The organism is Methylomonas sp. HYX-M1 (assembly GCF_040741385.1).
Classification (GTDB): domain Bacteria; phylum Pseudomonadota; class Gammaproteobacteria; order Methylococcales; family Methylomonadaceae; genus Methylomonas; species Methylomonas rhizoryzae.
The window spans coordinates 61,411-76,812 of record NZ_CP160405.1 but is presented as its reverse complement, the minus strand read 5'-3'; the positions used below and the strand labels follow the sequence as shown (position 1 = coordinate 76,812).

Sequence of the window (15,402 nt, the reverse complement as noted above, 5' to 3'; positions counted from 1 at the left end):
ACATTATTTCGATACCACACGACACACCTGGGTCTGTAGCTCAGTTGGTTAGAGCGCACCCCTGATAAGGGTGAGGTCGGAGGTTCAAATCCTCCCAGACCCACCAACGCATACACAAAGCACGAATAAGCGTGTAGTGAATCGTATTCGGGGCCATAGCTCAGCTGGGAGAGCGCCTGCCTTGCACGCAGGAGGTCGGGAGTTCGATCCTCCCTGGCTCCACCATTCTGTGACGTCGATCTGAAGTCAAGATGCCGGCATCAACTCTATAAACTTTTACGGTCAAGAGACCTTGCGTCGTTGGCCTTAAGACTTTATAGACTTGATATTTGTATCAAGTGCTCTTTAACAATATGGAAATCTGTAAACAAGTCTTGATCGGAAACGATCAAAACTGATGCGAATTGCCGTTTAATCGGTCTCGAAAGAGGACGGTGAAAACAGCAAATCGTTCTCAAGCAACATCAGCGAACATGTCAGCTGACTAGAATAACACCATCGACTGTGCTCAAACACAGACGCATTCGGGTTATATGGTCAAGTGAATAAGCGCATACGGTGGATGCCTTGGCAGTCAGAGGCGATGAAAGACGTGGTAGCCTGCGAAAAGCGTCGGGGAGGTGGCAAACAACCTGTGATCCGGCGATGTCTGAATGGGGAAACCCGGCGAGGATAACCTCGTCATCTTTGAGTGAATACATAGCTCACTGAAGCGAACCCGGAGAACTGAAACATCTAAGTACCCGGAGGAAAAGAAATCAACCGAGATTCCCTTAGTAGTGGCGAGCGAACGGGGACCAGCCCTTAAGTGGTTGACGAGTTAGTGGAACGGTCTGGAAAGTCCGGCGATACAGGGTGATAGCCCCGTACACGAAAACTCATTGATCATGAAATCGAGTAGGTCGGCGCACGTGAAACGTTGACTGAATATGGGGGGACCATCCTCCAAGGCTAAATACTCCTGACTGACCGATAGTGAACCAGTACCGTGAGGGAAAGGCGAAAAGAACCCCGGAGAGGGGAGTGAAATAGAACCTGAAACCGTATGCGTACAAGCAGTGGGAGCCCCTTCGTGGGGTGACTGCGTACCTTTTGTATAATGGGTCAGCGACTTACATTTTGTGGCAAGCTTAACCGAATAGGGGAGGCGTAGGGAAACCGAGTCTTAATAGGGCGTTCAGTCGCAAGGTGTAGACCCGAAACCGGGCGATCTATCCATGACCAGGTTGAAGGTGTGGTAACACACACTGGAGGACCGAACCCACTCCCGTTGAAAAGGTAGGGGATGAGTTGTGGATCGGAGTGAAAGGCTAATCAAGCTCGGAGATAGCTGGTTCTCCTCGAAAGCTATTTAGGTAGCGCCTCGTGTATCACTCTCGGGGGTAGAGCACTGTTTCGGCTAGGGGGTCATCCCGACTTACCAAACCGATGCAAACTCCGAATACCGAGAAGTGCGAGCACGGGAGACACACGGCGGGTGATAAGGTCCGTCGTGAAAAGGGAAACAGCCCAGACCGTCAGCTAAGGTCCCCAAATCTATGCTCAGTGGGAAACGATGTGGAAAGGCCCAGACAGCCAGGAGGTTGGCTTAGAAGCAGCCACCCTTTAAAGAAAGCGTAATAGCTCACTGGTCGAGTCGGTCTGCGCGGAAGATTCACCGGGGCTAAGCATAGTACCGAAGCTACGGGTTCATCGAAAGATGAGCGGTAGAGGAGCGTTCTGTACGCCTGCGAAGGTCGATTGAAAAGTCGGCTGGAGGTATCAGAAGTGCGAATGCTGACATAAGTAACGATAAAGGGGGTGAAAAACCCCCTCGCCGTAAACCCAAGGTTTCCTGCGCAACGTTAATCGACGCAGGGTTAGTCGGCACCTAAGGCGAGGCCGAAAGGCGTAGTCGATGGAAAACAGGTTAATATTCCTGTACCAGTGATCACTGCGATGGGGTGACGGAGAAGGCTATATCAGCTGTCGGTTGGAAGTGGCAGTTTAAGCAAGTAGGCAGGTCTCTTAGGCAAATCCGGGAGGCTATATGCTGAGACGTGATGACGAGTGGTTCCTCGGAACCGCGAAGTGATAGATGCCAAGCTTCCAAGAAAAGCCTCTAAGCTTCAGGTGATCGGTGGCCGTACCCTAAACCGACACAGGTGGGTGGGATGAAAATTCTAAGGCGCTTGAGAGAACCCAGGTGAAGGAACTAGGCAAAATGATACCGTAACTTCGGGAGAAGGTATGCCCTTGGTACGTGTAAGCCCTCGCGGCTGAAGCGGAAGGGGGTTGCAAAAAATCGGTGGCTGCAACTGTTTAGCAAAAACATAGCACTCTGCAAACACGAAAGTGGACGTATAGGGTGTGACGCCTGCCCGGTGCTGGAAGGTTAATTGATGGGGTTATCCGTAAGGAGAAGCTCTTGATCGAAGCCCCAGTAAACGGCGGCCGTAACTATAACGGTCCTAAGGTAGCGAAATTCCTTGTCGGGTAAGTTCCGACCTGCACGAATGGCGTAATGATGGCCACACTGTCTCCACCTGGGACTCAGTGAAATTGAAATCGCTGTGAAGATGCAGTGTACCCGCGGCTAGACGGAAAGACCCCGTGCACCTTTACTATAGCTTGACACTGGACTTTGAACCTACTTGTGTAGGATAGGTGGGAGGCTGTGAAGCAGGAACGCTAGTTCTTGTGGAGCCATCCTTGAAATACCACCCTGGTATGTTTGGAGTTCTAACCTCGACCCGTGATCCGGGTTAGGGACAGTGTCTGGTGGGTAGTTTGACTGGGGCGGTCTCCTCCTAAAGAGTAACGGAGGAGCACGAAGGTACCCTCAGCCTGGTCGGAAATCAGGCAATGAGTGCAAAGGCATAAGGGTGCTTGACTGCGAGACGGACAAGTCGAGCAGGTACGAAAGTAGGTCTTAGTGATCCGGTGGTTCTGTATGGAAGGGCCATCGCTCAACGGATAAAAGGTACGCCGGGGATAACAGGCTGATACCGCCCAAGAGTTCATATCGACGGCGGTGTTTGGCACCTCGATGTCGGCTCATCACATCCTGGGGCTGAAGCAGGTCCCAAGGGTATGGCTGTTCGCCATTTAAAGTGGTACGCGAGCTGGGTTCAGAACGTCGTGAGACAGTTCGGTCCCTATCTGCCGTGGGCGTTTGAGATTTGAGGGAAGCTGCTTCTAGTACGAGAGGACCGAAGTGGACGAACCTCTGGTGTTCCGGTTGTTTTGCCAAGAGCATTGCCGGGTAGCCACGTTCGGACAGGATAACCGCTGAAAGCATCTAAGCGGGAAGCCCCTCCCAAGATGAGATCTCACTGGGACCTTGAGTCCCCTGAAGGGCCGTTGGAGACGACAACGTTGATAGGCACGGTGTGGAAGTCCGGTAACGGGCGTAGCTAACGTGTACTAATTGCCCGTGAGGCTTGACCATATAACGCCCAATGCGTTTGGTCAGCGACAGTAGCTGAAAAGTAAGAGAACAATCGCAACTACAGATTTCCATAGGGCAGGTACAAGAAGCAAGGTACAAGGTTCAAAAAACCGGAAGCCTTTATCAATACTGCTCATGACGAAGGGAAACGAAAGGTAAAGTAGGATAGACGCTACACGGCGAAGCGCCGCTGTTTTGAACCCTGAACTTTTTACCTTGCGCCTAACCCCTTCAAACCAGTTTGCTTGGTGACCATAGCAAGCGTGAACCACCCGATCCCATCCCGAACTCGGAAGTGAAACCGCTTCGCGCCGATGATAGTGTGGCAGTTTGCCATGTGAAAGTAGGTCATCGCCAAGCTCTTATTCTTAAGCCCATCCCTCGATGGGCTTTTTTAATTGAATTTAGACCTTTGAGGCAATGGCTGAATAGATCGAGTTTATAAGGCATTGTCGCTGATGTGGCGTATTCCAATAGCTTGCGGCTATTATATTCGGGATAAATTTTATACTATAAGAACATGCCTCGGTGGCGAAATAGGTAGACGCACGAGACTTAAAATCTCGCGACCGCAAGGTCGTACCGGTTCGATTCCGGTCTGAGGCACCATTTATGCATCCAATTGGGTGCAACCCAATCCAAAACCCGCAAGTTTACTGGCTTCGCGGGTTTTTTACTGTCCGACGCAATCCAACGAAAACTAGCCAAGTACACACCAAATCGTGTATTTTTCGTGTACTCACTGATACCTTCCGGAAAAAGTACACACTGGGGCGTGCAAGATGTCTGAAAAACTCAATAAGGACGCGGTCTACAAGGCTGCCAAGCCAGAAGAAAAAGATTATTTCATCAATGATGGCGGCGGACTTTATCTGTGGGTTAAGTCTGGCGGCTCCAAACTTTGGCAATTTGTATATACTGAATCGCCCTGGTTTTCTCGTAGGCTCCAACTTTTGAGAGAATGGAGCCATGAAAGAGAAAACTACAAAACACTATTCATCGGAAATTCGAGAACGAGCAGTTCGTATGGTGCGAGAGCATCAAGACGAATACCCGTCGGAATGGGCAGTGATTCAATCGATTTCGGCCAAGTTTGGCTGTACGGCTGGGCGCTTACGTTGTAACAGTTTATTGTGTGGTTTTGACTCGACGAGTTGCCAAGGCAGCAATGCCTTGAAATCTTCGACGGTTTTTGCCGGAGGCAGTTGCGGAACAGCTCCACCAATGGCGTGATTTAAAGGGCGCTTACAATCTTGTCGAATAGAATCACAACCCCGAGCAAGGCTATAGCGTCGCCAATCGAGGATAAATTCGGGTCAAGTCAAGTATGCTCGCCGGATGGGAATAGACTATTTGCTGCAATTGCCTTGCTTCCGATGATACGAACGCCCGGATGTAGACCGGTAAGCCATCGGAGGGAAAACAAACGCGGTGGATTAGGCTGCCAGAGTATCGGTTTTTTTAGGCCGTTCCAGAAACAAAAAACACATCATCGCACCGCACATCATCCAAGCTAACTGTGGCAACGCCTTGTTGCTAATATTGCCGATAGGGTTGTTGACGAGCAGAGCCGACTTTGATGCCGAATTGTCCGAGAAAACCGGGATAGAGAAATGGGCTATCAATGGTTCGACGCCGGTTTGCGCTCCGCGAAATAATATTCCGTGCTTGGCCATGGCGAAATCAGTAAAAGCCAACTCGGTTAACGCCGGCCGGCTAATAAAACTATCCGGGTTTGCTGCGGAATCGGCATGGATAAACGTAGACGCCGGTAGGCTGAAAGAAAAATTCGGCGTATCGAAAAGTTGAAAATCTGCACTATCCGCTTCGACGAACGACATCACCCCGTTTAACAGGTCGCCGTGAGTAGCTACGGGTGTCCAGACTCCGGCGTGGACCAAATTGCCAGAACATAAAAAAACGAAAAATACAATATGCTTGATGATTTGCATGGCAACTCTCCCTTGAAGGCTGAAACTACATTACGTTTATCATCTCAGTGAAACCGTTTGCTGCCTCTTGTTTCACCCACAAGCAATTCAAAGCATAAAGCACACCATTATAGTTAAAGTATTGAAAATACTTGAATTAAATGGATTACCTAAGTTCTGCATCCTGCAAAACAAACTGGTTTGGCGCAAAGTTGCACTGATTTGTTGCAAACTCGTCAACATCGTCGCTTAACCGTCAAAGGTATCGGCAACAACGACAAACCCGCTCACTCGGTAAAACTAAGCCTTTTCCGCTCGTTAAATAAAATCCGTTGGCTCAGGTAACAGCAGGCGATTAGTCCGCTGAGCTTTTGTTGTAGAAATTCAACGCAAGCCCCGTTTTAAAACGACGTTCGTCACGTAAGCTTTTAAAATTCAAAGTAGTTCTAAAAGTTTGCTTTGTGGCAAATTTGCAACGGATTTACCTGCTGCAAAGCCCTATGTCATAAAACTGTCATATTCAATCCCTACAATCGCCGCAGGCTAGTCGGTCAAGCGCCGACTGTTCAAACATAAATATTTGAATATAAATAGATCTTTTGGAGAATTGCGGGATGAAGCTTTCGAAATTAGGCTTGGCGGTGGCATCGATAATCGGCGCGAGCATAGGCACCGACGCCATGGCTTTGGACTTGTATGTGGATTCAAAAACTCAACAAATCTTTGCCGAACCCGGTAAAGGTCGAGTAAAACTGGGCTCATTTGAAAGGGTAGAGGATTCAACTTCAGAAAAAGCCGCGCTGGAAGCTCAAAAAGCGGAAATCGAGCAAATTAAAGAGGACTTGGCGCTCAAAAACAACGAGTTGAAAGCGTTGGACGAACATGTAAAAGCCACGGAGGAGGTTAAGGTTAAAATGGGTCAGAAAGGTGTTGAATTCGAGTCCAAAGATAAAGACTTTAAATTCAGAATGGGCGGCCGTATCCACGCGGACGCTTCGTACACCAGCGGCGATGATAACTTGGCCGAAGACGGGGATCGTATCGAAGCAAACGATGGCACGGAAGTTCGTCGCGCGCGGATCGAAATGCTGGGAACGTTTTACAAAGACTGGGATTTCAAAAGTCAGTGGGATTTCGCGGATAACAAGGTATCGACTAAAGACTTGTTCATCCAGTACACCGGCTTAAAAGATATGGAAATCACTGCCGGCCAACAAAAACAAGCATTTAGCCGGGAGTTGCAAGAAAGCTCCAACGATATGATGTTCATGGAACGCTCGCTGATGAACGCGCTCAACGAACCTACGGTTGACCGGGCCATCGGCTTGAACGTAGGCAGCTTCCAAAATGACTGGACGGGACAAGTCGGTATTTACGGTGAGACCGTTGATCCTAATGCACAAAACGATAAAGCCGATGAAGGCTGGGCGATCAACACCCGTTGGACGTACGCGCCGATTAACGAAAAGACCAAACTGATTCATTTGGGCATAGCCGGTAACTATAGAGATCCGAATGCTGCAGATGCCGTTCAAGGACCTACCAGCAGTTTGAGGCTGCGTTCCGAAACCTCTCATATGTCTAACCTGCATTTGATCGATACCGGTTCTATAAGCAATATCGACGCCATCAAAATGGTAGGTTTAGAAGCCAACGGCTTATACGGACCTTTTACTTTGGGCGGCGAGTATACGCAAATGTGGTTGGAGCGTAAAAACGGCAACGACGACGCCGAATTTAACGGCTGGTACACGGAAGCGTCTTACACACTGACAGGCGAATCGCGTAAATACAAGAAAGGTAAATTCTATAAAGTTGAACCCAAAAGCAACTTTAGTTTGAAGAACGGTACTTGGGGGGCGTGGGAGCTTGCAGCACGGTATTCCGAAGCCGACTTGAATAGCGGCGTAGTCAAAGGAGGCCAGATGTCTTTGTTAACCGTAGCGCTGAACTGGTACATGAACAACAACATCCGCTTTATGGCTAACTACAACAAAACTCTGGATATGAATAATCCAAAAGTGACCACTACGGATGGTGGGGAGCCTAATGTAGACACCTTTATGTTACGCGGCCAGTTGGCGTTCTAATCTATCCTATACGCCTTATCGCTCGCACAAAAAGCCGCGCCGGAAATTCGGCGCGGCTTTTTTAATATGCACTGTTTTACGATATGATCCCGCTCTGAATCTTTTGTCTGTCGAGGAACGTAGTTGAAAGCCCTTTGTGCCTTATCATTCCTTCTGTTGTCCGGCTGTAGCATGCAATCTCCGGTATTGCGGAGCGAAAATTATCCGCAGCTGCAACCACATTGCATCTATTACTCGGGCTACGACGCCGGCACTGAAATCATCAGCGTCCAGCAGTCCACTCTGCGCGCGGTCTTGAGTAATTTTAAAACCGGCGAAGCAGACATCCTTGATTTGAACCATCCCGCGAAAATTGCGCGAATCCGGCGCTTTAACCTTGGTTTACACCAAGGTGAAGAATTAACCTCCGTAGCGTTTCATCCGAGTTTGGATGTTTTCGCCGCCGTGATCGACGCGGGAGAATGGCGCGGCCGACTGGAAATTCGTTCCGCCCTAACCGGGGCTTTATTGGACCACGTCGAAACTGGTTACGGCTCCGACTCAGTGATATTTTCAAACGACGGCAAAGTGATTTTAGTGGCCAACGAGGGCGAAGAGTTTTCCTTCGATCCGCATACGCAAGAATTTTTTTCTGCCGAAGGCAGTATTTCGATCGTGCGTCTGGACGATAAAGGGCGAATCAAAGCCAATGCCAATATCGAGCTTGCCGATGTCGCCCATCGGGAAGGCTTCGTCATCGCTGAAAAAGGCCATTATTTAGAACGCGAAATCGATTGGAATCGGGACGGCAAAATCGCTAAGAAAGTCGATTTCGACGGAGACGGTAAATTCGACAGTAAACACGTCAAGTTGGGGCAGTTCGACGGTGCCGACGTCTACGGCAATGAAAAGAAGGGTGAAGCTAAAATTCTGATTCCGATCACCGCCAATTCGAAAACCTTGCTGGAGCCTGAATATATCGCAGTTGCACCTGACGGTAAGCGGGCTTACGTGACTTTGCAAGAAACCAACGAGGTAGCGGAAGTCGACGTGGAAAACAGTAAAGTACTGGGTTATTTCAATATGGGCATTGCCGAACACGAGGCTGACCGCAAATCGGACGGCTGGATCGAGTTTAACCAATCGGTGATGGCATTAAGAGAGCCGGACGGTATTGCGCTAACTCCCGACGGGCGATATTTCGTGACTGCCGACGAAGGCGATACGGATATCGAGGCCCAAGATGGCGAAGAACCTCTGCAAAGCGGCGGACGCACCGTGAGTGTGTTCGATGCTGCCACCGGGGATTTTGTTGCCGATACCGGTAATCAAATCGACGAAATCACTTTCACCCATCAAGTATATCCGGACAGGCGCAGCCAGAAAAAGGGCGCGGAACCGGAAGGTTTGGTGGCATTCGAGATGAACGGCAAAGCTTGGGCCGTGGTGGGTTTGGAACGGGCGGATTCCCTAGCATTGATTGCTTTGCAAAATCCCAAACAGCCGCGAGTCGTTGCCTTAGGAAAAATTCCGGGCGATGAAATTAGTTCGCCTGAGGGGCTTGCTCACTTCCAAATCGAAGGCGCGCATTATTTGCTGGCGGCAAACGAGATGAATGGTACCGTGGCTTGTTTCGAAGTGGTGCACAGCGTTACGCCTATCGAGCATTAAGGCTAACCAAACTGCGTAAGTGCCGAGAGGCAACCACTTTCAATCCGACGAATACCAACACGGTAGAACCGGCGTAGCTTACCGCAACGCCTAACATGCCGTAACGGCTTCCCAGCCAACTAGCCAATACTATCAGCATTATTACTCCAGTCCCCATCAAACTGAGAACCAACCGGTTCATTCCCATAAACTGTAAGTAGTAGGGCGCATCCGAAAACAGCGAATGAAAAACCGCACCGGCCGCACAGACTAACAGGGTAGGGTATCCGAAATCGAATTTGGCGCCGAACAAATGCAATATCGATGGTCCGTAAAGGACCACAATGCCAAAAAAGATGACGCTAAGGCAGGCTATCAAACGCATGCGCTTACCTAACAAGGCAAGCGCTTCGGCATATCGTTGCCTCTCCATCAACACCACCAACATCGGCAAGTAATAGCGGTTGGTGGATGTACCGATTAACCCGATTAAGCTACTGGTTTGAATGGCTACGGCATAAGTGCCCACCATGGCTTCCGAGGGATGTAAAATTTTTAAAATCAGCGTGCCGGCACTCACTAACACGGTCATTAGCAAACTGCTGAGCAATAACGGCAAAGATCGCTTTAACCATCCAAATCGTCTGGCTGTGTCGGCCTTGGCCGGCCAAGCCGCAACCGGACGAGCCGAACGGATAGTTGCGCCTAACAAACAAAGGGTCAAGCTCCATGCTGAGCCTAAACAAATCAGAGCCGTATTGTCGTTTAAAGTTAACGGTGAATTGCCGACCGCAAATAGCATTAGTAAATAACTGGCCGGTAGCAAAAAGCGATAGAGAAATAATGCCCAAACCTGTCTGCCGTAAACGGTCGCGACTTCTAACGCAAACAGACACAAGGCAATAATCGGTAAGAATCCGGTATAGATAATCAGGCCAATATGGAAGTCGATAGCCAGCCAGGTCAGCCAGGTAGTCAAGCCTGCGCTGACAAACCCCATTAATACAATGCTGAACAAGAAAATCGCTCGCAACGAAAATAACCAATAGCCACGTAAGCGCGGCCAGTTCTCTCGTTCGATATATAAAGCAACCAAGCGTAAAGCGCTCTTTTCCAAACCCAGTGTGGCAAGGGTAGAAAGAATATTCACTAGGGAAATGGCCACGCTGTAATCTTCGAACGCATCAAGAGTCAGATGAGTGGCTAGGTAAATGTGGGCGAAATACATCAAGCCGAAATTACTCAGACTCAACCCAAACAACACCGCAGAATCGTAATTTTGCGGTTGAATGGAAAAATCCTGGTTCAATTTATCCTACCCTGTTAATTGGCGTTTTAAGGATTCTCCCCGAATCGTGATCGGGTAGGGGAGCCGGGCTATAAAAAGTGCAAGCTGGATAGCCGCCATGCTTGAGCAGCCTTGTGTATGCTTTCGCGGTTTGTACCAGCTATACGGATTGTTTAAACGGGAAAAAGTTGCGCGTGATAGGCGCGATTCAGTCCAAAACGCAAACCGGCTAATGCGGCCATTCGGTTGCGTTTAACTTCTAGTGATAGATACAGTTGCAATTAGACAAGAAAATAGCAGCAATACGAGCGTAATTCAGAGATGGGGGGCTGCGCAATATTCAACGCGGTTGCTGACAAATCAATTTGAATGCGGCGCTCGATCCGTTACGACTCAATACGATCCGTCTTGGAATGTGTGGCGGTTTTGCTGGTAAGATTTTCCAGCAACATCAATCCCACCCCGATACAAATCGCCGAATCGGCTACGTTGAACGCCGGCCAATGCCAATCCTGGTAATACACGTGCAGAAAATCGATGACGTAACCGTAAGCCACCCGGTCTATCAGGTTGCCGATTGCCCCGCCCAGAATCAGGGATAACGAGACGGCCATCAGGGTTTCGTGCCGTTGCAAGCGTTTCAGCCAGACCGCAATCACCGAGCTGATGCCTAGCGCCAAACCGGCGAACAGCCAACGCTGCCAGCCGCCGGCATGAGCCAGCAAACTAAAGGCCGCGCCGGTATTGCGGGCATAAGTCAAGTTGAAATAGGGCAGCAGCGGTATGGATTGGTAAAGCTGCATGTTGGCATCGATCGCCAATTTGCTGGCTTGATCCAGCAGCACGATCAGCGCCGACAACCATAACCATTTAAGCATAATGGCGCGCCTCGCCGGCACCGGCCACGTTTTCGACGCAGCGTCCGCACAGCTCGGGATGTTCGGCGTGTTCGCCGACGTCGTAGCGCTGGTGCCAGCAGCGTACACATTTGGGGTGTTCGGACACGCTGACTTTGAGTTTGATACCCTCAATATCGGTTGACACCGCATCGTCCGGGCAAAACTGCATCGCCGACACCCCGGCATTGGACGTGATGAACACAAAATGCAGTTCCTTGCCCAATTTGTTCAGTTCATCGGCATAACTTTCGTCGCAATATAACTCGACTTCCGCATTCAGCGAGGCGCCGATTTTGCCGTCTTTACGCAGCGCTTCCAGTTCTTTTGCCACTACCGCCCGCACCGTCATGACTTTGTCCCACGTGTCGCGGCTGATTTCTGCGTTAGCTGTCAGCGGGAACAGGCCTTGGTACCAGGTTTCCAAAAATACCGACTCGCTGCGTTGGCCGGGAATGAAGTGCCAGATTTCGTCAGCGGTGTAACTGGTAATCGGCGCCAGCCAGCGCACCAGCGCTTCGATGACGTGGTACATTGCGGTCTGGCCGGAGCGGCGCGCCAGACAATCCGCCTTGGCGGTATATTGGCGGTCCTTGACGATGTCCAGATAGAAACCGCCCAGGTCGATGCTGCAGAAGTTCAAAACTTTCTGATAAATCACCTGAAATTGATAACTATCGTAAGCAGCCTTGACCTCTTCCTGCAGTTGCCAGGCTTTATCGACCACCCAACGATCCAGCGCCAGCAAATCGTCCTTGCCGACCGAATGGTGCGCAGGATCGAAGCCGTCCAGATTCGCCAGTAAGAAGCGCGCGGTGTTGCGCAAGCGCCGGTAGGCGTCCGAGGTGCGTTTCAGGATTTCGTCGGACACCGACATTTCGTAGCGGTAGTCGGTGCCGGCTACCCACAAGCGCAACACGTCGGCGCCCAAGGACTTCATCACCGTCTGCGGCAATACCACGTTGCCCTTGGACTTGGACATCTTCTTGCCTTCGGCATCGACGGTGAAGCCGTGGGTCAACACTTGTTTGTACGGCGCGACCTCGCTCATCGCGACCGAGGCCATCAACGACGACTGAAACCAGCCGCGGTGCTGGTCCGAGCCTTCCAGATACAAATCGGCCGGGAAGCGCAATTGCTCGCGCCGTTCCAGCACGGCGGCATGGGTGACGCCGGAATCGAACCAAACGTCCAGCGTGTCGTTCACCTTTTCGTACTGCTCGGCTTCCGCGCCCAACAGTTCGGCGGAATCCAGCTCGAACCAGGCTTCTATGCCTTGCCCTTCGATGCGTTGCGCTACCTGTTCGATCAGTTCGGCGCTACGCGGATGCAGTTCGCCGCTCTCTTTGTGGACGAACAACGCAATCGGCACGCCCCAGGTGCGTTGGCGCGAGATGCACCAGTCCGGACGATTGGAAATCATTGCTTCAATGCGCGCCTGCCCCCAATCCGGCACCCAATCGACCCGCTTGACTTCGTCCAGCGCGGTGTCGCGCAGACCGTTTTGATCCATCGCGATGAACCATTGCGGCGTGGCGCGGAAAATGATCGGGGTTTTGTGGCGCCAGCAATGCGGATAACTGTGCAACAGGGCGTGATGGTGCAACAGTTTGCCGCGCTCGCGCAGTACCTCCAGCACTTTATCGTTGGCAGTAAACACGTGCAGTCCGGCGAACAATTCGGTATTGGGCAGGAACACGCCGTTGCTGCCGACCGGATTGTCGACCGGCAAACCGTATTTCATGCCAACCACGTAGTCTTCCTGGCCGTGGCCCGGCGCAGTGTGCACCGCGCCGGTGCCGGCGTCGGTGGTGACGTGTTCGCCCAGGATGATAGGCACCTGGCGGTCATAAAACGGATGTTGCAGCAGCAAGCCTTCCAGTGCGCTACCCTTGCAATAGCCGACTACGTGATGCTCAGCAATACCGTAGCGCACGGCCGCGTCTTTTAACAAGGCTTCGGCTATCAGCAAGCGCTCGGCTTGACCGTCTATTTCGCATTGCACCACCGCGTATTCCAATTCCGGATTCAGCGCGACCGCTTGGTTGGCGGGCAGGGTCCAAGGCGTGGTGGTCCAAATCACCACCGATAGCGGCCCGTGGCCTTCGCGGTCGCCGGCGTGGTGACAGCGGGCCATCAAAGCATGCTCGTCGAGTACGGCAAACCGCACGTCGATGGCGGGCGAGTGCTTGTCTTCGTATTCGACTTCGGCCTCGGCCAACGCCGATCCGCAATCGGTACACCAATGCACCGGCTTGAAGCCCTTGCTCAAGTGGCCTTTGGCGGCGATGCGACCCAAGGCGCGAACGATGTCGGCCTCGAACACGAAATCCATCGTCAGATACGGATTATCCCAATCGCCCAATACGCCGAGGCGGATGAATTCTTCTTTCTGTATGCCGACTTGCTTGGCCGCGTAGCTGCGGCAATGTTTGCGAAACTCGGCGGCCGATACCTTAACCCCGGCCTTGCCGACGGTTTTTTCCACTTGCAACTCGATAGGCAAGCCGTGGCAATCCCAGCCCGGTACGTAGGGTGCGTCGAAACCGGCCAAGGTTTTGGATTTGACGATGATGTCCTTCAGCACTTTGTTGACCGCATGGCCGATGTGGATCGCGCCGTTGGCGTAAGGAGGGCCGTCGTGCAAGACGAATTTAGGCCGGCCGGCACAAATCTCTCGAATTTTTTGGTAAAGCTGTTTTTCCGTCCATTGCTTGAGCATGTCCGGTTCGCGCTGGGCCAGATTGGCCTTCATCGCGAACTCGGTTTTGGGGAGATGCAAAGTCTGTTTGTAATCCATGGTCATTGTGTTCTTTCTATGCCGCCTTTTACGGCCTGAAGCAGGATGAGAAAAGCATTCGAAAACTAATTTCCGATCAGCGCAATCCGGGCAAATTTACGTTTACCGACTTGGTAAACGTGGGTGGTTGCCGTCGAGATTGCCAATTTGCCGTCTTCCACCTTTTCGCCGTCGATTTTCACCGCATTTTGCTTGATTAAGCGAATGGCTTCCGACGTGCTGGCTACTAAGCCGGCTTCTTTGAGCAAGTTGGCGATTGCCATGCCGGTTTCGCCGGTCTGTAGCTCTATATGCGGCATCTCGTCCGGAATAGCCCCGCGCTGAAACCGCGCCTCGAAATGTTCCAAGGCCTTTTGCGCGGCGGCGTGGCCATGAAAACGAGCCACCAATTCCTGGCCCAATCTGACTTTAAAATTGCGCGGATTTTCGCCGCCATCGCAAGCCTTACGCCAAGATTCGATGTCCGCCATCGCTTCGAAACTGAGCAACTGGTAATAACGCCACATCAATTCGTCGGATATCGACATGATTTTGCCGAACATATCGTCAGGCGGATCGGAAATGCCGATGTAATTGTTCAAGGACTTGGACATTTTTTGCACGCCGTCCAGACCTTCCAGAATCGGCATGGTCAACACTACTTGCGGTCTTTGCCCCTCCGATTCCTGTAAGTGGCGGCCCATCAACAAGTTGAATTTTTGATCGGTACCACCGAGTTCTACGTCCGCTTTCATTACCACGGAATCGTAGCCTTGTATCAAAGGGTACAAAAATTCGTGGATCGCGATAGGCTGACCGCTTTTGTAGCGTTTGTGAAAGTCGTCGCGCTCCAGCATGCGCGCGACGGTATGTTTGGCCGCCAGTTGTATCATCTCGGCACTGGATAGTTTGCCCATCCATTCCGAATTGAAGCGGATTTCGGTTTTATCCGGGTCCAGGATTTTGAATACCTGTTCCTGGTAGGTCTTGGCGTTTTCCGCCACTTCGTCCCGGCTCAAGGGTTTGCGGGTGACGTTTTTACCGGTCGGATCGCCTATCATCGCGGTGAAATCGCCGATCAGAAACTGCACCTTGTGGCCGGCGTCTTGGAATTGTTTGAGCTTGTTGATCAGCACGGTGTGGCCGAAATGCAAATCCGGCGCGGTAGGATCGAACCCCGCTTTGACGATCAAAGGCCGATTTTCTTCCAGTTTCTTGATCAATTCGGCTTCCAGCAACAGCTCGTCAGCGCCGTAACGCAGCTGCGCCAAGATTTCTTGTGACAAGGTCTTCTCCCCAAACAAATTTCTTGTCTGCATTATAAAGTAACAGTTTACCGATTTAGCACAAATTTCCCCG

At 51.2% G+C, this 15,402-nt stretch carries 7 protein-coding genes, 3 tRNA genes, 2 rRNA genes and 2 pseudogenes; 9 read left to right on the top strand and 5 right to left on the bottom strand.

Annotation, left to right across the window (positions count from 1 at the left end; all coding sequences use genetic code 11):
• Positions 1–29 precede the first annotated feature (29 nt).
• The 7 genes and pseudogenes from AB0A83_RS00355 to AB0A83_RS00325 all read left to right on the top strand — a co-directional run.
• Positions 30–106 (top strand) — tRNA-Ile (locus AB0A83_RS00355).
• Between the two features lie 43 nt (positions 107–149).
• Positions 150–225: transfer RNA gene (locus AB0A83_RS00350), tRNA-Ala, on the top strand.
• 310 nt (positions 226–535) lie between these two features.
• A 23S ribosomal RNA gene (locus AB0A83_RS00345) occupies positions 536–3,430 on the top strand.
• 244 nt (positions 3,431–3,674) lie between these two features.
• Positions 3,675–3,790, top strand: a 5S ribosomal RNA gene (gene rrf, locus AB0A83_RS00340).
• A 162-nt stretch (positions 3,791–3,952) separates the two neighbouring features.
• Positions 3,953–4,039, top strand: a tRNA-Leu gene (locus tag AB0A83_RS00335).
• 173 nt (positions 4,040–4,212) lie between these two features.
• Positions 4,213–4,365: pseudogene (locus AB0A83_RS00330) on the top strand (integrase arm-type DNA-binding domain-containing protein); the annotation flags it as partial.
• Between the two features lie 34 nt (positions 4,366–4,399).
• A pseudogene (locus AB0A83_RS00325) lies at positions 4,400–4,537 on the top strand (IS3 family transposase); the annotation flags it as partial.
• A 329-nt stretch (positions 4,538–4,866) separates the two neighbouring features.
• On the opposite strand, the gene AB0A83_RS00320 reads toward AB0A83_RS00325, so the two are convergent.
• Positions 4,867–5,382 carry a hypothetical protein gene (locus tag AB0A83_RS00320; RefSeq protein ID WP_367155094.1) on the bottom strand — a complete coding sequence of 172 codons (516 nt, stop codon included), beginning with the start codon at positions 5,380–5,382 and terminating at the stop codon, positions 4,867–4,869.
• Positions 5,383–5,975: 593 nt separating this feature from the next.
• Between AB0A83_RS00320 and AB0A83_RS00315 the strand changes: the two genes are divergently transcribed.
• Together AB0A83_RS00315 and AB0A83_RS00310 are read left to right on the top strand one after the other, a co-directional pair.
• Positions 5,976–7,451, top strand: a complete 1,476-nt coding sequence (locus AB0A83_RS00315; RefSeq protein ID WP_367155093.1) for an OprO/OprP family phosphate-selective porin — start codon at positions 5,976–5,978, stop codon at positions 7,449–7,451.
• A 171-nt stretch (positions 7,452–7,622) separates the two neighbouring features.
• On the top strand, positions 7,623–9,101 hold the full coding sequence (locus tag AB0A83_RS00310; RefSeq protein ID WP_150046020.1) for a hypothetical protein: 1,479 nt from the start codon (positions 7,623–7,625) through the stop codon (positions 9,099–9,101).
• Here AB0A83_RS00310 and AB0A83_RS00305 read toward each other — a convergent pair.
• The 4 genes from AB0A83_RS00305 to tyrS form a co-directional block, all read right to left on the bottom strand.
• Entirely contained in the window at positions 9,088–10,389 is a 1,302-nt protein-coding gene (locus tag AB0A83_RS00305) for a lipopolysaccharide biosynthesis protein (RefSeq protein WP_367155091.1), read from the bottom strand. The genes AB0A83_RS00310 and AB0A83_RS00305 overlap by 14 nt on opposite strands.
• Before the next feature lie 365 nt (positions 10,390–10,754).
• Positions 10,755–11,246 carry a signal peptidase II gene (gene lspA / locus AB0A83_RS00300; RefSeq protein WP_367155090.1) on the bottom strand — a complete coding sequence of 164 codons (492 nt, stop codon included), beginning with the start codon at positions 11,244–11,246 and terminating at the stop codon, positions 10,755–10,757.
• Positions 11,239–14,070: an isoleucine--tRNA ligase gene (gene ileS / locus AB0A83_RS00295; RefSeq protein WP_367155088.1), complete on the bottom strand. Its 2,832-nt coding sequence runs from the start codon at positions 14,068–14,070 to the stop codon at positions 11,239–11,241. Before ileS ends, lspA begins: the two co-directional genes overlap by 8 nt.
• A 59-nt stretch (positions 14,071–14,129) precedes the next feature.
• Positions 14,130–15,329: a tyrosine--tRNA ligase gene (gene tyrS, locus AB0A83_RS00290; RefSeq protein ID WP_232056727.1), complete on the bottom strand. Its 1,200-nt coding sequence runs from the start codon at positions 15,327–15,329 to the stop codon at positions 14,130–14,132.
• Positions 15,330–15,402: the final 73 nt, after the last annotated feature.

Bases quoted from the DNA above. Each gene is read 5' to 3' on its own strand.
- AB0A83_RS00320 (WP_367155094.1), bottom strand. From the start codon at position 5,382: ATGCAAATCATCAAGCATATTGTATTTTTCGTTTTTTTATGTTCTGGC.
- AB0A83_RS00315 (WP_367155093.1), top strand. From the start codon at position 5,976: ATGAAGCTTTCGAAATTAGGCTTGGCGGTGGCATCGATAATCGGCGCG.
- AB0A83_RS00310 (WP_150046020.1), top strand. From the start codon at position 7,623: ATGCAATCTCCGGTATTGCGGAGCGAAAATTATCCGCAGCTGCAACCA.
- lspA (WP_367155090.1), bottom strand. From the start codon at position 11,246: ATGCTTAAATGGTTATGGTTGTCGGCGCTGATCGTGCTGCTGGATCAA.
- ileS (WP_367155088.1), bottom strand. From the start codon at position 14,070: ATGACCATGGATTACAAACAGACTTTGCATCTCCCCAAAACCGAGTTC.